General features: G+C 31.0%; 17 protein-coding genes. 7 read left to right on the forward strand and 10 right to left on the reverse strand.

What is annotated here, in order from left to right; genetic code table 11:
* Window positions 1-7: 7 nt before the first annotated feature.
* Window positions 8-871, forward strand: coding sequence for a bestrophin family protein (locus tag LQ189_RS07575; protein ID WP_230155482.1), 864 nt, complete (start codon window positions 8-10; stop codon window positions 869-871).
* A 74-nt stretch (window positions 872-945) separates the two neighbouring features.
* On the forward strand, window positions 946-1,869 hold the full coding sequence (locus tag LQ189_RS07580) for an AraC family transcriptional regulator (RefSeq protein ID WP_230155484.1): 924 nt from the start codon (window positions 946-948) through the stop codon (window positions 1,867-1,869).
* A 1-nt stretch (window position 1,870) separates the two neighbouring features.
* Here the strand turns inward: LQ189_RS07580 and LQ189_RS07585 are convergent, their stop codons facing one another.
* Together LQ189_RS07585 and LQ189_RS07590 are read right to left on the reverse strand one after the other, a co-directional pair.
* Window positions 1,871-2,245, reverse strand: a complete 375-nt coding sequence (locus tag LQ189_RS07585; RefSeq protein WP_230155486.1) for a DUF779 domain-containing protein — start codon at window positions 2,243-2,245, stop codon at window positions 1,871-1,873.
* Between the two features lie 82 nt (window positions 2,246-2,327).
* Entirely contained in the window at window positions 2,328-3,833 is a 1,506-nt protein-coding gene (locus LQ189_RS07590; protein ID WP_230155492.1) for an aldehyde dehydrogenase family protein, read from the reverse strand.
* A 292-nt stretch (window positions 3,834-4,125) separates the two neighbouring features.
* Between LQ189_RS07590 and pheT the strand changes: the two genes are divergently transcribed.
* Window positions 4,126-6,546: a phenylalanine--tRNA ligase subunit beta gene (gene pheT, locus LQ189_RS07595; protein ID WP_230155494.1), complete on the forward strand. Its 2,421-nt coding sequence runs from the start codon at window positions 4,126-4,128 to the stop codon at window positions 6,544-6,546.
* 97 nt (window positions 6,547-6,643) lie between these two features.
* Here the strand turns inward: pheT and LQ189_RS07600 are convergent, their stop codons facing one another.
* From LQ189_RS07600 to LQ189_RS07610, 3 genes are all read right to left on the reverse strand, one after another.
* Entirely contained in the window at window positions 6,644-7,198 is a 555-nt protein-coding gene (locus LQ189_RS07600; protein WP_230155496.1) for a hypothetical protein, read from the reverse strand.
* Between the two features lie 2 nt (window positions 7,199-7,200).
* Complete coding sequence (locus LQ189_RS07605; RefSeq protein ID WP_230155498.1) at window positions 7,201-7,905, reverse strand: hypothetical protein; 705 nt, start codon at window positions 7,903-7,905, stop codon at window positions 7,201-7,203.
* Between the two features lie 62 nt (window positions 7,906-7,967).
* Window positions 7,968-8,546 carry a DUF2589 domain-containing protein gene (locus tag LQ189_RS07610; protein ID WP_230155500.1) on the reverse strand — a complete coding sequence of 193 codons (579 nt, stop codon included), beginning with the start codon at window positions 8,544-8,546 and terminating at the stop codon, window positions 7,968-7,970.
* A 250-nt stretch (window positions 8,547-8,796) separates the two neighbouring features.
* Here LQ189_RS07610 and LQ189_RS07615 point away from each other — a divergent pair, with 250 nt between their 5' ends.
* From LQ189_RS07615 to LQ189_RS07625, 3 genes are all read left to right on the forward strand, one after another.
* Window positions 8,797-9,225: a hypothetical protein gene (locus LQ189_RS07615; protein ID WP_086455084.1), complete on the forward strand. Its 429-nt coding sequence runs from the start codon at window positions 8,797-8,799 to the stop codon at window positions 9,223-9,225.
* Window positions 9,226-9,974: 749 nt separating this feature from the next.
* Window positions 9,975-10,643 (forward strand): sensor histidine kinase, encoded by a 669-nt coding sequence (locus LQ189_RS07620; RefSeq protein WP_230155502.1) that lies wholly within the window; start codon window positions 9,975-9,977, stop codon window positions 10,641-10,643.
* Window positions 10,627-11,271, forward strand: coding sequence for a response regulator transcription factor (locus LQ189_RS07625; protein ID WP_230155504.1), 645 nt, complete (start codon window positions 10,627-10,629; stop codon window positions 11,269-11,271). Before LQ189_RS07620 ends, LQ189_RS07625 begins: the two co-directional genes overlap by 17 nt.
* 85 nt (window positions 11,272-11,356) lie before the next feature.
* Here the strand turns inward: LQ189_RS07625 and LQ189_RS07630 are convergent, their stop codons facing one another.
* The 4 genes from LQ189_RS07630 to LQ189_RS07645 form a co-directional block, all read right to left on the reverse strand.
* On the reverse strand, window positions 11,357-13,486 hold the full coding sequence (locus tag LQ189_RS07630; RefSeq protein WP_230155506.1) for an OmpA family protein: 2,130 nt from the start codon (window positions 13,484-13,486) through the stop codon (window positions 11,357-11,359).
* Window positions 13,487-13,496: 10 nt separating this feature from the next.
* Window positions 13,497-14,432 (reverse strand): type IX secretion system membrane protein PorP/SprF, encoded by a 936-nt coding sequence (locus LQ189_RS07635; RefSeq protein WP_086455216.1) that lies wholly within the window; start codon window positions 14,430-14,432, stop codon window positions 13,497-13,499.
* 27 nt (window positions 14,433-14,459) lie between these two features.
* Window positions 14,460-17,108 carry a gliding motility-associated C-terminal domain-containing protein gene (locus LQ189_RS07640; protein ID WP_230155514.1) on the reverse strand — a complete coding sequence of 883 codons (2,649 nt, stop codon included), beginning with the start codon at window positions 17,106-17,108 and terminating at the stop codon, window positions 14,460-14,462.
* A 186-nt stretch (window positions 17,109-17,294) separates the two neighbouring features.
* Complete coding sequence (locus tag LQ189_RS07645; protein WP_230155516.1) at window positions 17,295-17,849, reverse strand: fasciclin domain-containing protein; 555 nt, start codon at window positions 17,847-17,849, stop codon at window positions 17,295-17,297.
* Between the two features lie 198 nt (window positions 17,850-18,047).
* On the opposite strand from LQ189_RS07645, the gene LQ189_RS07650 reads away from it, so the two are divergent.
* Window positions 18,048-18,578, forward strand: a complete 531-nt coding sequence (locus LQ189_RS07650; RefSeq protein ID WP_230155518.1) for a biopolymer transporter ExbD — start codon at window positions 18,048-18,050, stop codon at window positions 18,576-18,578.
* 261 nt (window positions 18,579-18,839) lie between these two features.
* Here the strand turns inward: LQ189_RS07650 and LQ189_RS07655 are convergent, their stop codons facing one another.
* Window positions 18,840-22,214 (reverse strand): T9SS type A sorting domain-containing protein, encoded by a 3,375-nt coding sequence (locus LQ189_RS07655; protein ID WP_230155520.1) that lies wholly within the window; start codon window positions 22,212-22,214, stop codon window positions 18,840-18,842.
* Between the last annotated feature and the right edge of the window lie 76 nt (window positions 22,215-22,290).

Raw genomic sequence — 22,290 nt, forward strand, 5'->3', positions numbered from 1 at the left:
TAGTATTATGATTTCATACAATACCAAAGATTGGTTTACATTTATTTTTAAATTCCACAAAGCAGATACGTTTAGGACACTGTTTCCTGTTATGATTGCTATTGGTATCTATTCTGGCTTTATTGGATATCTAGAAGTTGAATATTTTAAACTTAGTGACAACAGTTATGTAAAGAACATCACCATTATGCACGGTATGCTTGGTTTTGTAATTTCACTTTTACTTGTTTTTAGAACTAATACAGCTTATGATAGATGGTGGGAAGGAAGAAAATTATGGGGCTCACTCGTGAATAATAGCCGTAATTTTGCCATTAAACTTTCGGTAATGCTTAATGATAAAGAGGATCTAGAATACTTTAAAAAATGGATTCCCATGTACGCAACTGTTCTTGATGAGCATCTAAAGGATATAGAAACTAGTAAAGAATTGTTTGATGATGCAATATTTGAAATAGACCATGAAAAACACAAACCGAATCAAGTTGCTAAATTATTATTTCAAAAAATAAATGAGCTCTATAAAACAAATGTAATTTCTGGAGATCAATTGATTGTTTTAAACGATGAAGTAAAATCATTTACAGAAATATGTGGCGCTTGTGAGAGAATAAAAAATACGCCTATTCCTTATTCTTACAGTGCTTTTTTGAAAAAATTCATATTCTTTTATGTAATGACTTTACCTTTTGGATACTCTTTTAGTTTAGGGTATTACGTCATACCTGTTGTAATATTTATCTTTTATGTACTGGCTAGTCTAGAATTAATAGCAGAGGAAATAGAGGATCCTTTTGGTACAGATGAGAATGATTTACCCACTCCAAAAATTGCAGCCAATATCAAGAAGCATATAGAGGAACTTATTTAAATTGTGTTAAAGTTTCAATTACTAGCTATTTAATTTTGTAAATTTAGATTCTGTTTTTTAACAAATTTAAAGATATGAATACAAATCGAGCTTTAATACAACCACCACTATTAACAAGTGAAAAATCTTTAAAAACATTAGTAGAAAACAGAACTGTTTACTCACTAAATCACTGTGAATTAAATATTTTCGAAACCTACGAAACATCAACTTCAGTACCATTACAATTTAAGGATTTTGTAGTTACTAGCATGTTGAGAGGTAAAAAAGTAATGCACCTTTTTGATGATCCTGGTTTTGTGTATTTACCAGGCGAAACAGTTGTTATTCCATCAAATGTGGCTATGAAAATTGATTTTCCAGAAGCTTCAAAAAGCAACCCTACCCAGTGTTTAGCTTTGGCGATAGACCCGAAAAAAATAACAGATACTTTACATTTTTTAAACGAAAGGTATCCTAAAGAAGGTGATAATCAATTCTGGCAATTGAATTACCAAAATTATTTTTTTTACAACAATATTGAATTAGCCACAACAATCAACAAACTGATCAAAGAATGTATGAGTGTCTCTATAACCAAAGATGCACTTGCCGACCTAACTTTGCAAGAATTATTAATTAGGATTATACAAACTCAAACAGCAAAAGCAGTAAGTGAAGGCTCGTTTTCACAAACTAATAATCCTATGAATCCTGTTATTGAATTTATAAGACAAAATTTAAAGGAAAAATTTAGCATGAAACTACTTAGCGAAAAAGCGTGTATGAGTACAACGTCTTTTTATCGTTTTTTCAAAAGAGAATTAGGCATGACACCCGTTGAATTTATAATAAACGAAAAGATAAAATGTGCCAAACAACTTTTAAAAAACCCGAGTATGCAAATCAACGAAATATGTTATCTCTCCGGTTTCGAAGACTGTAATTATTTCATAAGACTTTTTAAAAAACATGAAGGCATTACCCCAAAACAATACCAATTGTTGTATGTTAATTAATTCATTCAATATAAAATACAGGTTCTAAAGAAGTAGTTTCCTCAGGTGTAAAGAGTCGGTAAATAATTTTAAATGTTTTTTTCATCGGAGTTTCTAAAGAAAAACCGCCTACACCAAAAGCATCAATAACATCTAAAGTAAAGTGAGCATGTTTCCAATATTCGAATAAATCTTTATCCACCCAAAATTCTGTATTTTCAATCGTTCCAATGCATACATCCCCCATTCTTTGATAAAAACCTCCTTTTTCAAAACATTGTGGCTGTGTACCCTCGCAACATCCTCCTGCTTGATAAAACATCAAATCACCGTGTTTTTCTTTTAAAATTTTAATTAATTCAATTGCTTTTTCTGTGGCATCTATTCTTTTTTGCATCTTTATTATATTAATTTAAAAACCTGACAGAGAGAACTGCCAGGTTTGTTAATGAAATGAGGTTTATTAAAAATTGAAATTATTAAAAGAAACCCAACTTCTTTTTATCATAAGAAATAAGCATATTTTTAGTTTGACGGTAGTGACCTAACATCATTTTGTGGTTTTCTCTACCAATTCCAGATTGTTTGTAACCTCCAAAAGGCGCACCAGCTGGATAAGAATGGTATTGGTTAATCCAAACTCTACCTGCTTGAATTGCCCTTGGAACCTGATAAATTTCATGTGCATCGCGAGTCCATAAACCAGCACCTAGACCATACATAGTATCATTTGCGATGGCAATAGCCTCTTCTGTAGTCTTAAATGTGGTAATTGCAAGTACAGGTCCAAAAATTTCTTCTTGAAAGATTCGCATTTTATTATGTCCTTTAAATAAAGTAGGCTTGATATAATACCCCTCAGATAAATCATCACCCATTTCATTTGCCTCGCCCCCTGCTAATAGTACTGCACCTTCCTCAATACCAAGGTTAATGTAGGCCATAATTTTCTCTTGTTGAACTAATGAAGTTTGTGCGCCCATCATGGTGTTTGTATCAAGAGGGTTACCTAATTTTATAGCATTGGTTCGCTCAATAACTCTTGCAATAAATTGATCGTAAATGTCTTCATGTACCAATAATCTGGATGGACAAGTACATATTTCGCCTTGATTTAAAGCAAACATTACCGCACCTTCAACAGCCTTGTCAAAGAAATCATCATCGGCATCGGCTACAGATTTCATAAAAATATTAGGAGACTTCCCTCCTAGTTCTAATGTTACTGGTATATTATTTTCTGTAGCGTATTGCATGACTAATCTTCCCGTAGGTGTTGACCCTGTAAATGCTGCTTTTGATACTTTTTTATTGGATACCAAGGCACGACCTAATTCAGATCCAAATCCGTTTACAATGTTTACAACTCCAGCTGGTAATAAATCACCAATAAGTTCCATAAGGATTAGTATTGAAATTGGCGTACTTTCGGCTGGTTTCAAAACTACAGTATTTCCTGCGGCAAGTGCAGGAGCGAGTTTCCAAACAGCCATAAGAATAGGGAAATTCCATGGGATAATTTGTGCAATAACTCCTAGAGGTTCACTTAATGCAATAGAGACCGTTTGAGAATCAAGCTCTGTAATAGTGCTTTCTTCAGCTCTAATTACACTTGCAAAGTAACGAAAATGATCTACAGCAAGAGGTAAATCTGCTGCCATAGTTTCACGAATGGCTTTTCCGTTGTCAATAGTTTCAACAATAGCAAGATATTCAAGATTGTCCTCAATAACTTGTGCTATTTTATTCAATAAATTACTTCGTTCTGTAACCGATGTTTTACCCCAAGTTTGAAAGGCATTATACGCATGATCTACGGCAAGTTCTAAATCTTCTTTACTAGAGTGTGCTGCTTGTGTATACACTTTACCATCTACAGGTGAAACAACATCAAAATAGTTCCCATTTACAGGAGCAATAAATTTCCCTCCAATATAATTATCATATTTAGCCTTAAATTCAGGTCTTTGAAGTAATGTACTCATTTTATATTTTGTTTTTAGTTTATCCAAAAATATTTAACTATTAAGAAACTAAATAGCACAATTCATTCAATTTATAGCATAAAATTTTCAAATACATTTTTTTAAATATAATTTTATACGAATTAAATAATTTTAAATTTTTTTCAAAAGTTTTAAAAAACAGTAATTTAAAATGAATACAATTATAACTTAAAAAACAAAAAAAATAGTTTCTTACTACAAACTGCAATCCTTATATTTGCACGCGTCTTTGAAAACGGGACTTGTAAAGCAATATCATTAAAAAATACAAATGAAAATATCATACAACTGGTTAAAACAATTTATAAAAATAGACTGGAAATCCGAAGAAACAGCTGCATTGCTTACAGACTTAGGGCTTGAAGTAGAAGTGGTTGAAAAGTACCAATCTATTAAAGGAGGATTAGAAGGAGTAGTTATAGGTCATGTATTAACATGTGTACAACATCCAGATGCTGACAGACTGAAAATAACAACGGTTGATATAGGAACTGGAACACCCATACAAGTAGTTTGTGGTGCTAGTAACGTAGGTGCAGGACAAAAAGTACCTGTTGCTACAATTGGTACTGAATTGTATGATAAAGAAGGTAATGCTTTTACGATCAAGAAAGGAAAAATTAGAGGTCAAGAAAGTCACGGAATGATTTGTGCAGAAGACGAATTAGGTCTTGGCGAAAGCCACGACGGAATCATGATCCTTGACGATTCATTGGTTCCTGGAACAGCCACTGCAACTGTCTTTAAAATAGAAAATGATGAAGTTTTTGAAATAGGATTAACACCAAATCGTGCTGATGCTATGAGTCACCTAGGTACAGCAAGAGATTTGAGAGCTGGACTTTTACAAAATGGAGTTAGCGTAGAGCTTATTACACCTTCAGTTAGTAATTTTAGGGTAGATAAAAGAACTTTAAAGATTGATATTGATGTTAAAGAACCAAAATTAGCACCTAGATATTGTGGCGTTACAATATCTGGTATTGAGGTAAAACCTTCTCCTGCTTGGTTACAAAATAGATTAAAAGCTATTGGGTTAAACCCAAAAAATAACATTGTTGATGTCACTAACTATGTTTTACACGAATTGGGTCAGCCCCTTCATGCCTTTGATGCTGCTAAAATAAACGGAAAAGTAGTCGTACAAACTCTTGCAGCAGGGACTAAATTTACCACTCTTGATGATGTTGAAAGAGAATTACACGAGGAGGACTTAATGATTTGTGATGAAAAAGGGCCACTTTGTATTGCAGGTGTTTTTGGTGGAAAAAAATCTGGAGTTTCAGAAAGTACTAGTTCCATTTTCTTGGAAAGTGCCTATTTTAATCCTGTAAGTATTAGAAAAACAGCCAAGAGACATCAACTTAATACCGATGCCTCTTTTAGATTTGAAAGAGGGATTGATCCTAGCATTACTGAATACGCATTAAAGCGCGCTGCTTTACTAATTCAAGAAGTTGCTGGTGGCGAAATCACATCAGATGTAGTGAATGTGTATCCAAAGAAAATTGAAGATTTTAATGTTTTTCTAAACTTTAAAAATGTTAATAAAATCATTGGTCAGGAAATTCCAAAAGATACTATTAAAAAAATTCTAGTTTCATTAGACATTAAGGTAAATAGTGTTTCGGATGCTGGACTTGGATTGACTATTCCTGCTTACCGTGTAGATGTACAGAGAGAAATTGATGTTATTGAAGAACTTTTAAGAGTTTACGGTTATAACAATATTGCTTTTTCAAATAAATTGAATGCAACGGTTTTTAACGCGCCACGAAACGAAGATTATAAAATTCAAAATGTTATTGCCTCTCAATTGAACTCTCAAGGATTTCATGAAATGATGGCTAACTCATTGACAACGGCAAACTACGTTACACTTTCTGACCAACTAAATCCTACGAATAATGTAACCATGTTAAATCCTTTGAGTGCTGATTTATCAACCATGAGACAATCATTACTATTCTCTGGACTTGAAGCAGTATCGTATAACATTAATCGTAAAAACGCTGATTTAAAACTGTTTGAATTTGGTAAAACATACCACAATTACCTTGCTGGTTATGAAGAAAAAAAACATTTAAGTTTATTACTTACTGGTAATAGAAACCAAGAAAACTGGACTGGAACACAAAAAACTTCTGATTTCTTTTTGTTTAAAGGATATGTTTTGGGTATTTTATCTCGATTGGGTATTGATAAATTACAAACTAAACCAGTTGAACTTGATGTTTTTGCTGAAGGAATTTCACTTGTTGTTGGGAATGACACAATCGTATCATTAGGAGTAGTTAAAAAAGTAATATTAAAACATTTTGGAATCAAACAAGAAGTGTTTCATGCTGACTTTAATTGGGATTTAATCCTTAAAAAAATAAGTACTAAAATTAAATATACAGAGATTCCAAAATATCCTGAGGTACGCAGAGACTTAGCTTTATTGCTAGATCAAACAGTTAGTTATGAAAGCTTATACAACTTGGCTAGACAAACTGAAAAAGGACTTTTGAAAAACATTGATCTATTTGATGTTTACGAAGGTCAAAACTTACCCGAAGGCAAAAAATCATATGCCATGAGTTTTACCATTCAAGACAATGCAAAAACACTTACTGATACTCAAATTGATAAAATTATGAGTAAGTTGCAAAAGAACTTTGAAACGGAACTTGGTGCCGTTTTAAGATAATACATATTGTGGAAATTAAAAAAGCGGTTGCTTTAAATTGAAGTCGACCGCTTTTTTAAATATTTTGAAACACTAAAAATAGTTTACAATTTTCTTTTTAGCAGTAATCTTCTAAGTTTATTTCTTCGGCAATAAGCATTTGGATATCAGACATAATCAACATTGTTTTCAATTTGATTGCTCCAGCCTGTAATTGTTCATTTGATGTCGTAAATTTCCAAATAGCATCTACAAAATTTTCAAACGGTAAATCAGGATCATACTTTACAACTTTTGCCTGGCTAATGATCAATAAGATTTGCTTTACCAGTTCTCTACACTCCTCAACTTTTAATTCAAAGGGTTTCAAAACTGTCAATATCAAGCTTTGTAAATCATATAATATCTCCGAGGCAGCTTTTAATTGCGCTTTCTTTAAAGAGATACTTTTATTATCTGAAAATCTAGGAATTAACAATTTACTATGTAAACCAGACAATTCAGATACTTCACTGATAGTATATGTGCTTAAAATCTCTTCATTTTTAGCAATCCAAGCTGTTAATTTTTCGATAAAAAAAGGATCTTTTGTTTGAAGACTTCTTGTTATTTTTGGAAATTCTAACAAGTTATTTTTCAAAACGCTAACCAAGTTCAATGTTGATTTTCTCATCTTTATTCAGGTAATAATTTTGATTCTATTTCACCTTTAGCATTTTCAGATCTACTCCACTCCATTCCGTTTTCAGAAATTTTTAATTTAATGAAGATTAAATTTTCAGACTTAAGTTCTCTTAATTTATTAGCTTCAACAACTATATTAAGATTGGTTAAAGCCTCTACCTCTTTAGTAATTGTAATTTCTCGCGTTAAAACTGTAATTAAATCTTTAATAATCAAATCAATGTTTATTTTGGCTAATAACTCTTTGTTTATTAAAGCATATTTTTCAATTATCTTTAAATAATACACTACAATTTCTTTTGAAAAACCCGAAATAGAATCGTGACTGTTGGTTAGTTTAATTTGTTTTTCCAAAATACCTACTTGCTTAGCTGTCTCCGTTTGTAGCAATCTGGAAGGCTCTTTTGTGATTTTTAAGACTCCAAATTTTTCTAATAGAAAACTATAAACCAAAGTATTAATCTTGATACTATCAAAACCAATTACTGGAGGTTTTGAGATGTTTTCAATTTCATCTAAAGCAATGGGAATGGTCATTTCAACATCGTCAATTCGCATTCTTGGAATTGAAAAATGTTTCAAATAATCATGTTTTGCATATTCTTCGGCCAATTTTACAGTTTGAAGGTCAGACATTATTTTAGCATTGGTAAAACTAGCTACAATACTTCCTAGGTAATCATTTAATTTTATCATAGTTTTTTATTTTTTAAATAGATTGGCCACCCCAACAAGACAGCCAATCTATTTTAATATTATTACTCGTTTACACTAGCTATACTATCTTCTAGCATTGTCAATATACGATCTAATCCAGCTGGTAATTCATCATTAACAGCACGAACGTGTACGCCTAGATTATAGGTTTTCTCAACATTTGAACCCGTAACTGAAGTCCTCTTGTACGAAGCAGAAGCTTTGAAATTGACAATTTTGTAATTAATCCCCAGTTCAGCACTTACGTTAAACTCACTGGAAACACTTTTGGTCTCAGTAGAAGTAAGCTTAGCATTGAAATCAATGGTCATTTCCTCTATTCTGATACTTGGAATAGATAACATGGTTAAGAATGGAACTTTGATTTCGACTTCTTTTTCAAGAAATTTATCATTACTACCATTATAATCAGGATTAGGGACTGATTTTTTGTAGTTGAAATCTACATAACGCAACTGCTTTGGTGCTGTTGAAGAACTTCCTTCCTCAAAACCAACCGATTGTATAAAATTAACTTGTGCCATAGAGGCTGCATTTTGAGCTTGAACAGCTGCTTGTAATGGTCCACCGATGTAAACACTAAAATCTAAACTATTTAATTCTGCTACTAAATTTGACATAATTCTTATTGTTAAGTTTTTTTTCTTACTCTTATTAAGGTTTTTCAGATTCCACCTCTCCATTTTGTGCACCAAATGGTTCGGTACAAAGTTGAATCATAACAAGTTTGTACAAAAGAGTAAACACACCCTATTTTATTTTTCTATTTGCCCTAAAAAAAAGGGGATATTTCCCCTTGTGGTTTCTACTGAATTGAAATAGTTTTGCCCTGTTATCTTTTAATAATCTAACCTTAACTAAAAAAACATTATGGAACAAAAACAAGTAAAACCAAAACAATTAATTACCAAGGAATTTGCTAAATTGCTAAATGAAAATTATAATAAAACCAGATATCCTTTAATCAAGGAAGCTATAAAAAAAGAAGATGCTAATGCGATTTGGTTTTCAATAGTAGAATTAGAAAACTATATTGCTTACATAAAAGCCGAAGCAAAAAAACAAAAAGGTGAAATTGATGGAATTCGCTTTCATTTTGGCGCTTATCCTGAAGATAAAGCATATGCCGAAAAAGCAGGTTTAACAACTATTTTTTTAGCTCCAACAGGGTCAAAGAAAATTAAAAAAACTACAGAAGTGTCAAAAATGGAAAAATCTATAGAAAATGATGACTCCTTAAATATTGCACCATTAAACTATGGCTCTATTGGTAATCCACCTCCAATCCCTTATATTTAATAAATGTTTGAAGATTTAAGATTTTATATTATTTATTTAGCTTTATTATCAAGTTTAATAGGATTTCGATTCTATTATAAATTGCCTAATAATAAAGCTAAATTTATATTGTTTATAATTGTATTTTCGTTTTTAACGGAATTTATAGGCAAATACTTTACATTATGGACTGGATTAATTAATTTTTCAGTCTATAATTTTTATATGTTAGCTAGTTTCACTGCTTATATCGTATTGTTGTACGCGCTCTTACTTAAATTAGAATTTAAAAGAATTGCAATTTGCTTCTTAATTATCTTCTATTTATTTTACTTTTTTAACCTTTACTATTTTCAATATCATAACGATACCGTATTCACAAATAGTTTTGCACTTGGAGTAGTTTTTGTATTACTCTTATCATGTTGCTATTTCATAGAAATTTTTAATTCTAAAAAAATACTTAATTTCAAGAAATCAATTTACTTTTGGTTTATTCTTGGAATTTTGCTTTTTCACGTACCTTTTTTACCTTTTATGTTGGCTATAAAATGGTTTTTAATAAAAAATGATGAATCAATATTTAGCTTAGTGCTTTTTATATTGAATCTATTAATGAACGGCTGTTTTATCATTGGATTTTTATGGAGCGAAAAGAGATACAACTATTAATTATTTCACTTAGTATAATTTTCTTTACATTAATTGTAATACTACTGACTTTGTTCTTTTATTTTTCAAAGAAAAAGAATTCTTTTTTGATTGAACAAATGAAATCTAAGCACTACTTTCAATCTGAACTAGTAAAAACAAGGATAGAAATAAAAGATCAAACCTTATCCGAAATTAGTAAAGAACTTCATGATAATATTGGACAAATTTTATCTGTGGCCATAATGCAACTAAACTTATTTCTGCAAGACGAAAAAAAAATTGTTAAACCCAAAGAACTTAATAATCTAAAAGATATCATTGCAAACGCGCTGGATGAAATTAGAATTTTATCGCGAATAATTAATAAAGAAAATACCTTGCAATGCAATTTCATTGAAGCTATACAGCTAGATTTAGATAAAATTAAAAAATTAAAAAAAATCAAATGTATTTTAAATTGGGATGGAATTTCACCACAAATACATTTTGAACATGAATTATTTATTTACCGAATTTTTCAAGAAGCCATTCACAATAGTTTAAAACATTCGCATAGTGAAACCTTTGAAATCACAATTCAAACTTCAAAAAATCACTTCCTATTAACCTTAACAGATTTCGGAATTGGATACAATACCAATGAATTATCTACCGGTTCTGGATTGAACAACATGAAACTAAGAGCTCAACTTATTGGAGCATCAGTAGATATACATTCCAACAATAATGGCACCTCAATTAAGTTAATTTATCCTTTAACCACAAATCATGAAGACTACCAATAAAATAATTATTGTTGATGATCATCTACTCTTTTCTCAATCTTTAAAACTCTTAATAAATAGTTTTGATGATTTTGAAGTGGTTAATAGCTTCGAGAATGGCAAAGAATTTATCAATCATCTTCAAGAAAACCCTGACACCAATGTTGATCTAGTACTTTTGGATGTTAATATGCCCATCTTAGATGGATTAAGCACCATTAAATGGATAAAGGAAAACCAACCCAACTTGAACGTTATAGCCCTCTCAGTAAACAATGAAGATGAAACCATCATAAAAATGATTACCAATGGTGCCAAAGGATATTTACTAAAAGATACTAGCCCCAAAATATTTCAAGAAGCAATTATTGCGGTAATTGAAAAAGGCTTTTATTTTACTGAGTTAGTTTCATCTATTTTGATTAATCGAATTGATAATGACAGTAAAAAAATCATTTTAAAAGAAAAAGAGCTCATTTTCTTAAAACTAGCCTGTACCGAAAAAACATACAAGGAAATTGCAGACGAAATGTGTTTAAGTCCAAAAACAATCGATGGTTATAGAGAAGTCCTATTTGAAAAACTTGAAATTAAAACTAGAATTGGCCTTGTACTTTATGCTATAAAAAACAAAATCGTTATTATTTAAAATTCAATTTTAACCAAATAAATTTAATGAAAAATGCCCCAAATAGCATATCACTTTTTGGGGCATTTTCATATGAATACTTTTTTTACAAACTCTTAATTACAAATTCACTTCTTCTGTTGAGCTCATGTTCTTCTTCGGTACAGCTTTCTTCGGGAATACATTTTATAATTTGAACTGATTCACCATATCCTTTTGCAAAAATTTGTTTTGGTGAAATTCCTTGATCTAAAAAGTAATCTCTTGTAGCCTGTGCTCTTTTTTGAGATAAGTCTTTATTAAATTTTTCATTTCCTCTATTATCCGTGTGGGAACCTATTTCTACGATCATTTCTGGATATTTTTTCATCAAAGCAACAACTTTATTCAAGATAGTTTTAGAGTCTTTTCTGATGTACCATAAATTATAATCAAAATAAATAGGATCGGTCTTGATAATTAAGCGGTCTTTGTCTTTTACAACATCTTTTTCATTTGCTAAAATAGTAGCAACTTTTTCATTTTTTTTGGCTTCAGCTAATTCTTGATTTCTTTTTGCATCTATCGCTATGCTTTTAATTTTCTCAGCCTGAGCTACTTTTTCTTTTTCTTGTTGCAAAGCTAGAGCTGTAAGCCTATTTCTCTCTTCTACCTCTAAAACAAGTTGCTGCTCTCGTTTAATTGCCTCATTTGATTTAATTTGCATTGAAGCATCATTATTCTTTTTGCGCTCAGCATTAACTACTATTTTTTTGAATGCTGAAGTATAATTGTCTTTTTCTGCAGTAATTTTATAGGTGGATTTACATAATACTTCAAAACTTAATTTACCTTCGCTAGTTGTTGTGCTACTTTGTACTATTTCACCATCAGCGTTTAGTAATTGTACCAAGACATTATCTAATGGTAATTTAGTATCAATATCTGTAATAATTCCAGTTATATATTGCTTACAATCTTCAATAATCAATGGTTTCTCTTCTGTGAACGAATAAATATCGTCACTTCCAATACCTCCTAAACGGTTTGAGGAGAAAAAACCTTCCTTTATATCTGAATTAATAAAAAAAGCAAAATCATCATACCCCGAGTTTATGGGTAACCCAACATTTTCGGCTTGCGTAGGAACTCCATTTTGTAAATTCGAAACAAATACGTCTAATGCACCATACCCTTCATGTCCATTTGAAGAAAAATACAATTTGTTGTCTTTTGAAACAAATGGAAATTGCTCTTTTCGAGCAGTATTAATTGTATTACCTAAATTAAAAGGTACCCCAAAAGTATCTCCGTAAATTTCTACTGAAAAAATATCAAATGAACCCAATGTTCCTGGCATATCCGAAGCAAAATACAATGTTTTTTCATCCATGCTTAATGCTGGATGTTCTGTTGAATAATTATCATTGTTAAAAGGCAACGAAATTATATTTGTCCATTTTCCGTTATGCCATGAAGCTCTAAACAACTGTAAATTCGAAACTTTATCTTTATTTTTTCCGCGTCTGCCTTTTTTATAATTATTTCTGGTGAAAAACATGGTTTTCCCATCTTTTGTAAATACAGCATTTGATTCATGCATAGCTGTGTTTATTTTATTGTCAAAACTAGTGGCTACTGAGTCAACTGCGTTTACATTGCGTAACGGAATTGCCATCAAATCAAGATATGATTCGCCATTCCATTTAAAACGTTTATCAAACATACCCATTTTAGATTTGACACCTGCAAATACAAAAGAATTACCTGTAATAAAGCCTCCAAACTCCGTATTGGGTGTATTTAATTTCAAATTTTTAATTTGGTATCTATCCCCAATAGCAGTAACGTTTTCAAGAACTTGAAGGCAATTTTGATACTTTATCAAAACATCTTTATCTGATAAGGAAGCATAATATTTTTGTAAAACGGTATAAGCTTCATCATATTTTCCAGATGCTTTTAAAGTTTGTGAATATTTAAAATAATATTCTTCTCCAACTTCATTTCCAAAATTTGTAATTAAAAGTTTGTAGTAATACTGAGAAGTATTAAAATCATTGGTATAATAATAGCAGTCAGCAAGGTTTTGAATTACAATTTGCGAATTATTATCTTGTATTATTGATTTATACAATGGAATTGCTTTATTGTAAAAAGTGCGTTCAAAAAGTTGGTTAGCTCTTTTTAGATTGTCGTCTTGTGCATGAAGTAATTGGATAGAAAATACCAATAGTAGCAAGTATATTTTTTTCATAATTTATGTCTTAGAAAAATCGTGGTGATTTATCATATCCTCTGCTGGATAAATCTAAATTAAACAATACAAAAATTTCATGTGTTCCAGAGTTAAATTGACCTAAATTAGAAGTATTGTAATCATAGGCGTACCCAACACGAATGCTCGGTGTTACTTTCACATTTGTCATTGCACTTATAGCATCTCCAAAACGATATGCCGCTCCAAACTCAAACTTTTCATTGTACAAAACATTGGCAGTTACATCTAGAGATATTGGCGCACCCGAAACGTATTTTGACATAACAGCTGGCTTAAATTTGAATTGTTCAGATACTTGAAATACATATCCAGCTGTTAGGAAAACATGGGTGTTTTCTCTACTAAATGAATTGGTTCCTGACCTATTTTCAAATTGTTTTGTGGCTAATAAATTTGGGGCAGATAAACCCACATAATAATTGTCTGTAAAATAAAAGGCTCCAACACCTACATTTGGCATGATGTCATTTCTGTTTTCTGAAAAAGCATCATCTGTTCCAGGATTACCACTTTCAAATACAAAACCATCAAAATTTGTTTGCAAATTGGTAAATCCCGCTTTTACACCAAAGGATACTTTATGATTGTTATTAAACTCTAGTAAATAAGCAAAATCTGCAAAAAAATTATTTTCTTTTTTTGCTCCGCCACCTATATCATCTGATATTAATGAAAACCCTACTTCTACTTTTTCATTTACAGGCATGTGTGCAAATAATGTCAATGTTTTTGGTGCACCCACAGCACCCACCCACTGGGATCTATATAAGGCACCCAAATTTAAATTAGACTCTATGCCTGTAGCATATGCAGGATTTAAAACACTCATATTATACATGTATTGGGTATATTGAGGGTCTTGTTGCGCCGTTAATTTTGTTATTATCAAGAAAAGACTTGATAGTAGTATGAACTTTTTCATGTACTATTTTTTAAAAAATAAAGATTGTTATCTATTTAAATAAAGGCGTCCTTGCTTAGGGGAAATTCCGTCTTTATTAAAATGAATAACATAAAAATAAACTCCTTCAGGCGCTTTTCCGTTGCTACTTGTTTTAGAGTCTGATGAAGTACCATCCCATTTTGGCTTGTTTTTATTAGCTGTATACATGAGACTTCCGTATCTGTTGAATATTTCTAATGTATAATTAGGATAGATAAAATCAATATCCGGAATAGAAAAAGTTTCATTTACACCATCACCATTGGGTGAAAACCCATCTGGAATAAAAAATTGAGGCGGGACATCACAATTAGTTAAGGAAACTGTTACTTGTAAAGGAGTTGTTGATAAACAATTGTTTGCACTTATAGAGTCAAAACCATAATATATTCCATTATCACGAAGTAATGCTGTGGTTGCTAATAAATTTCCTCCTGTAACAGCATCATACCATACTACAGTTCCATTTGAAGCAACATTATTAGATAAACTTTGAATAGTAGGCAAATCTAACCCACAAAATTTTTCACCATTTTGTAGTAGAACAGGAGTTTGCAATTCATTAATAACAACTTGAGCAAGAGCTAAACCAGATTCGCACCCGGTAGTTGTATTTATCTCTTTTACGTAATAATTCGCAGATTGTAAAACCGTTGCCGCAGGTAAGGCAGTTGAACTTGTAAGTGAATTAAACCATCTGTACTGAGGACCATTAGGTACTAGACTAGCTACGGTTGCATTTTGGACTTTACAAAATTCTTGGTTGCTTGTAATAGGTGTAATAGGCAAGGCGTTAATCACAAAATCTTTGCTAATAGTATTCATTAAAGCAAGACAGCTCGTATTTGAATCTGTAAGAGATTGTAAATTAAATAATGTTGTTCCGGTATTGGATAATAATGAATTAGGAATGGTATAAGTGGCTCTACCAGCATTAACAAGCAAAGGAACCATTTGAACACCGCTAGTATTGGCACCAGACAAAGAGTAACTAATTATTATAGCGGTTAAATTCCCTAATCCTGAAAGTTCTACAATTACGGGCTGATCTTTACAAACCGCTCTAATAGCAACTGATAAATTGCGCGCATCTGGTAGCGCTTTTATCAAAAATGAACTAACTATTGATGCGGTATTAGTACAATTAGTAGCCAAGTTTGTAATTCTGCTTATGATAAAATTAGTATTTCCCACATTAGGAATTTGCGAAGCAGGAATCTGGAATGATGCAACTCCTGCACGAACCGTAATGCTCATGCTTTGATTAGCGAGACTATTACTTCCAGATAAAGAATACACAATACTATAATCCCCATATGTTAGATTACTAATTCCTGACAAAGTAACTTCTGCATTTGTTGATTGACAAATAGAATTTATAAGTAAGGAGGCATTATTTGTTTGTGGAATTGGGTTTATTACAATATCAGCGGCAATAGCAGGAATTATATTAGTACAAATACCTAGAGTGGTTGCGCTTTCTATATTGAGTATAGTTATGGTATAATTTCCAACAGTATTAAAATTACTAGATGGCAAAGGAAAAGTAAAAACGTTATTGGTAAAATTTTGCGTTGTAGAAAAAACAGTAGAATTACCAGAAATGGTATATGTAACCGTATAAACTCCATTGGGAATAGCAACTACATTTCTTATCGAAGCTGAAAAATTTGTTGTACCGCGCTCATTTTCACAAATTGGTGCATTTACCTGCAAAGTGGCACCTGTATAATCCAGCTGTTTTTCAAGGGTAATAAACAACACTGATGTTTGATCAACACACACGTTGTTATCTGATAAAACAGTATACGTAAAACGGTAAAATCCGGGTCCACGTGTGTTGTATATATTTTGAATGTTTATAACAGAGTCCGTATCATCAGTATCATCTAACTCGTTAGTGCCACTTTCTCGCCATACACCTCCAGCATCCTCGCCTACTAAACCATCAAATAGATTGTAGTTAGTATAAGAGTTTAACTCATTAGAACATAATTTGACATCGTCCGGTGTTCCAGCACGAGGCGAACGATATATGGTTACAAATATTTTTACATCTGGTGGAGCAGGACATGAACCTATAGCAGGAATAGAATAGGTGTATTCATATGTACTACCGGGATTTAGATTGATGGTATTAAGAGTATTGTTTGATAATCCAAGGCTAGTGGTATTTCCTACCCAAGTACCACCTATTTGTGGAGGAAGAAAATCTCCATTAAAGGCTTCAAATAAATTATATGCAGATTCTGTATTACAAATAGAGGTATTCGCACCAGGAACTCCAGTATATCCTCCAATTCGAACCGTAACTATAGCTGTATCAATGCAACCTGAACTTGTTGTAACGGTATAAGAATACCTATATGTTCCGCTACGACGAATTAATTGAGCATTTAAAATTCCTGTGGTTCTATTGAGACCGCCTGATCTATCTTCATCTCTCCACGTACCGCCAGCAGAATGCGAACCAAGTTGCGTTTTAAGATCTATGTTTCTACTGGAAATGTTTGTTATATCACAAATATCAAGCGCTACGTTATCAGTACCAGCAATTCCTTCACATTGACTGTAAGCAGAATGCGAAAGAAAAGCGAAATAAAAAACAACAAAACAAACAACCTTAGTCGAAAAAAAAGGTGATTTTATAGTCATAGTATTAAAATTTAAACAAAACTACACTTTTTTTTAACATTTATTTAAAAATCGTTTATTTATAAGAAAAATAAGTAAAGAAAAGTTTCCATATTTACGATTTTACAAATTGATTATAATAAAATAGCCCCACACAAAAAGTGTAGGGCTACAAAAACTAACCAAAAATCAACCTCATTCTTACATTTATTTTTTAGGTAACACAACAGTATCTACTACGTGAATAACACCATTTGATTGGTTCACATCCGCAATAGTAACTTTTGACTGAACACCATTTTCATCTGTAATGTAAAGATCTTTACCTTTCATCCAAGCTGTTAATGTTCCGCCACTTACTGTTTTTAGTGTAGCTTTTCCATTTCCTGCTTTAATTGCTTTTGCAATATCTACAGCATTCATTTTACCTGCAACTACATGGTAAGTTAAGATAGTTTGCAATGTTTTTAAATTTTCTGGTTTTAATAAAGTATCAACTGTACCTGCTGGCAACTTATCAAACGCTGCATTTGTTGGGGCAAAAACGGTGAATGGTCCTTTACTTTGTAATGTTTCTACTAGTCCGGCTGCTTGTACTGCTGCAACTAGTGTGGTGTGATCTTTTGAATTTACAGCATTTTCAACAATGTTTTTTGAAGGATACATGGCAGCTCCACCTACCATTACTGTTTTTTGAGCGAAAGAAGTTGCTCCAAATACTAATGCCATAAAAGCAACTGATAAAAATTTTCTAGTTTTCATAAAATTTATTTTTTTAAGTTATATAAAGTCATTTACGCACCTTTTATGAATATGGTTTCAAGTAAAAAACAAAGAAAAGCAAATTAAAAATACAAGTGTCTATACATCAGTACATTGACAAATAAAAATATAAATAAATTAGCACTTTTTTAACAACCGTAAACTATTTTTAGTACCTTAGAATATAAAATTTATGCAATGAAAAACCTACCTGAAAAAATTAGAAGCAAAAAATTAGAGTCTAGAGTTGATTTAACCGCTATGGTTAGCGTGTCTTTTCTTTTGATAGTGTTTTTTATGGTCACTATTGATTTGGCAAAGCCGAAAATGATCGAATATTATTCTGGAGAAAGAGGTGGTTGTGGTCCTGAACCAATATGCAATATGCCAGATGAAATTCGAACTTATACAATTTTACTCGATGATAATGATAAACTCATAACATATCATGGTTTGTTATTTGCACCACTGCAAGGTCCAAAAGAATCGCTCTATGGTAAAGAAGGTATTCAAAGGGAACTTTCAGTAATAAATTCTAAAGTGCATGCATACACATCGGCAATAGGTAAACCTAACAGAGGACCAATTGTGATTATAAAACCGAGTAAAAAATGCAACTATAAAAACTTAGTTGACATTCTAGATGAAATGGCTATTGCCAAAATTGATACCTATGCGATCGTTAATGAGTTTACTCCAGAAGAATCTCAATTATTGGCAGCTAATTAGCCCCATAATTTTTGAGTCGTTGAAATAAATACCAATGTTAAAACGTAATTGACAGCTGCAAATAAACTCCCTAGCCCTGATAGCAGCGTAAATCCTTTTTTATAGGATACAGCCATTTAAGGGCTGTATCCTATAAAAAAGATTGAAGTGAATAGCAGGAAAAAGCTCCTAGAAATAGAACTACAAAAAAAGTCCCACATTGCTGTGGGACTTTCTATTTATAAAAAAACGGAGAATTATTTTTTATCTGATATTTTTAACTTAATTTTTAATGAACTTCATACTGGAAATTCCTTTATCTGATTTTACTTTTACAAAATAGTTACCTGATGAAAGTTTTGAAACATCAATTTTTGATTCTGACTTAGCATTTGGGACAGCAATAACTACTTGCCCTAATATATCATATATTGTTAAAGACTGTAACTCTATATTTTGTTTGGCAATAATATTTAATTCTTCATTTACTGGATTTGGATACAAACTGAAATAATTAGAAAAATCAAAATCATGAATATTTAAAGTAGTTTCAATTTTTGATGTCGCTTTGTTTGTTAGTATTGGGAAATTATAATCAAAATAAATATTAGCCTCGTTGGTAAATGAATCCCCAACTTTTAAAGTTGGAAGCGTTTTAATTTTAAAAGCAATGTAACCGTCATTATTTGCATCATCAAAAGGGAGATTGATGTTTTCGAAGATAAATTCTACTTTGTTTCCATCTGAAATTTTGGTAATATAAGAATGACTTGAACTAGTTGGAATTAAACTTGAAATATCAAATTTTGACAAATCAATCATATCTTTTATAACAACGTTTTGTGCTGCATAAGTCCCTGTATTTTCAAAACGAATCATGTAATGTACATACTGCCCAATCAAATCTGGTTTGATTTTATTGCCCTCTAAACATGTCTTATCATTTGGATCGTAAGAACCAACAACAGTTTGATTTAAAGTGAATGCATTGTCAATTGGTGTTTCATCTGGTCCTTGCGATGTTATTGTGGCTACAAATGTTAATAGATCACCATTGTTTACTGCAGGAGTTTCCATTGGTGAATTTACATTTAGTATAAAAGTTATTTCTTTACTTTCAAATGGTTTAAGATTTGTAAAATTCCAAGACAGACTATTTACTTTTTGATCAGTTGCAACTGGAATCGCTAAAATAAAATCCAAAGTAGTATCATCAAAAGTTAGATTTACGGAACCAGATTGTGTTTGATTTCCTTTATTTTTATAAACTATTTTATATTTTGAGTCAAAACCAGGTCTAGAGTTTTGTATGGGCAATAATGTGATTTCTAAATCCGGATGTACACCAATTGGCGTAATACAAAAATCTCGGATAATAGGATTGGTTTGAGTTGGGAAATTGATATTTACTGTTGATGGAGAAATAGTGAAATAATTTGAGTTTTCTAATGCTGGAGTTATAGTGTACATTCCTGCTTGTAGTGGAATTGAATATTTTCCAGAAGCATCAGATATTAAACTTCCAGAAATTGAACCATTTATCAATTTTAATTTTACATATGGGACACCATTATCTAAAAAATCACAACCATTAGCATTACTGTCTAATTTATTATTTCCTTTAATTGTATAAAAATTTCCGCCTGGAGTAAACGAACAATATGAATTTACATTACAACCACTCATTTTATTGGTTAAAATTTGTGCTTCTACATTTGATATTTGTATATCGTCTGCACATATATAAGTTAAACCAGGATTATTGCCAAATTCTAGATTTTTCTCATTGATACCGTTTTTTAAAAACAATGACTTCAATAGATTATTATTACAATATAATGAGCCAAGACTAAACAAATTACTAACATCCAAATTTGTAAGAAGATTATAATAACATGCTAGAGATTGAATTTTTGTTGAATCATTAAAATTCAAAGAAGTAAGTTTATTACTTTGACAACTCAAATCTAATAAATTTGTTAAACCACTCAAATCTATTGAACTTAGTAGATTCGAATAACATACTAAAGTCTGTAAATTACCTAGCCCACTTAAATTTAATGATTTCAGTTGATTAGAACTACAATGTAAAGTTTTAAGATTAGCTAAACCGTTCAAGTTTAGTTGTGACAATTTATTAGAATCAAGATACAAATTATTTAGGTTTATTAGACCTGTAACATTTACAGATGTAAGAGCATTATTAGATCCTTGAACAGTTTGAAGTTTAGTCAAACCAGTTAAATCTAACGACGTTAGTTGTAACTGGTTGCAATACAAATTTTGAAGATTCGTGAAATTTTTAATTCCAATTAAAGAAGTAATAGGTTGTGTTGAAGCAATAAATAAATAACTTACTTGTAATGCTTCATTGACTTGAATTTCACCATCAGCATTCTTATCAATCCTAATTATCTTGCCAGTTAAATCTTTAGCGGTAGCAGTAAAACAATTAGAATACACCAAATTATTTTTAAAATTTACATCCGGAACATTAACAATAACATCACTATTTGGATTGGAAGAACAAGAGGAATCTATTACCAGACAATTATAACCGGCACCATTTTGGCCATACTTAGATGTTCTTTGTTGCAAATAAGGAATTAGACCAGAATTAGCACAAATATATTGTAAAGCAAATTGAGTGTCAAAATTAAATAAATGAGTTGGATCATTACTATTAAACCCAATGTCCTTTAAATAAAGTGATTTTAAACTTGTGTTAAAATCAAGGTCAATAATATTTAGATTTGACAAACCATTTAAATCTAATGAACCAAATGGATTTGCTCTACAATTTAAATTTTGAAGTTTTTTTGAACTTTTAACATCTATAGATTTCAGCATATTACGAGAACAATTTAGAACTTGAAGATTTGTTAAACCACTAACATTCAGCGTTACGAGATTATTAGTAGAGCAATTTAAATTAGTTAGATTAATCAAATCTGTAAGTTCAAGTGCAATAAGGCTGTTATTTCTACAATTTAATTGTTGAAGACTTGTTAGTCCACTTATAATTAATTTATTAAGGGTTATATTACTGCAATCTAAACGCGTTAGATTTGTTAATCCACTTAAATCTAATGTCGAGATATAAGAACTATTATCATGACAATCTAAATCAATGAGATTTTTTAATCCCCCTAAATTCAAGGATGAAAAATTATTACTTGAACAATTCAAAATTTGAAGATTTGTTAAACCACTCAAATTAATTGAAGATAGGTAATTAATATCACAAAATAAAACTCGAAGGTTATTCAAGCCTGCAATATTTAATGAAGTAATTTGATTATCTGAACAATATAAGTTTTGAAGATTTATCAAACCTCCTAAATCTAAAGAAGTAATTTTGTTGTTTGAACAATACAAACTTTGCAGATTGGTAAAACTCAAAACACCTTGTAATGAAGAAAGAGTCGAATTACTCATATCTAAATAACTAACTTGCAATGCCTCAGTAAGTTCAATTTGATTATTATAATTAGAATCTATTTTAAAATAATTCCCAGATAAATTTTTTGCAATAGTATTTGTCGTATTCGCTTGTAATAACTTCGTTTTAAAATTAGCATCTGGAATATTTATAATTTGAGCATGAACAGTAGTCAGAGAAACTAATGTTATCAATAAAAAGTAGATTTTTTTCATATATAAATATTTAGAAAACAAATATATACATTTGATTTTAACTAGTGCTTTTTCTTATTAAAAATAACCACAAAAA

Source organism: Flavobacterium sp. CECT 9288 (assembly GCF_918731615.1).
Classification (GTDB): domain Bacteria; phylum Bacteroidota; class Bacteroidia; order Flavobacteriales; family Flavobacteriaceae; genus Flavobacterium.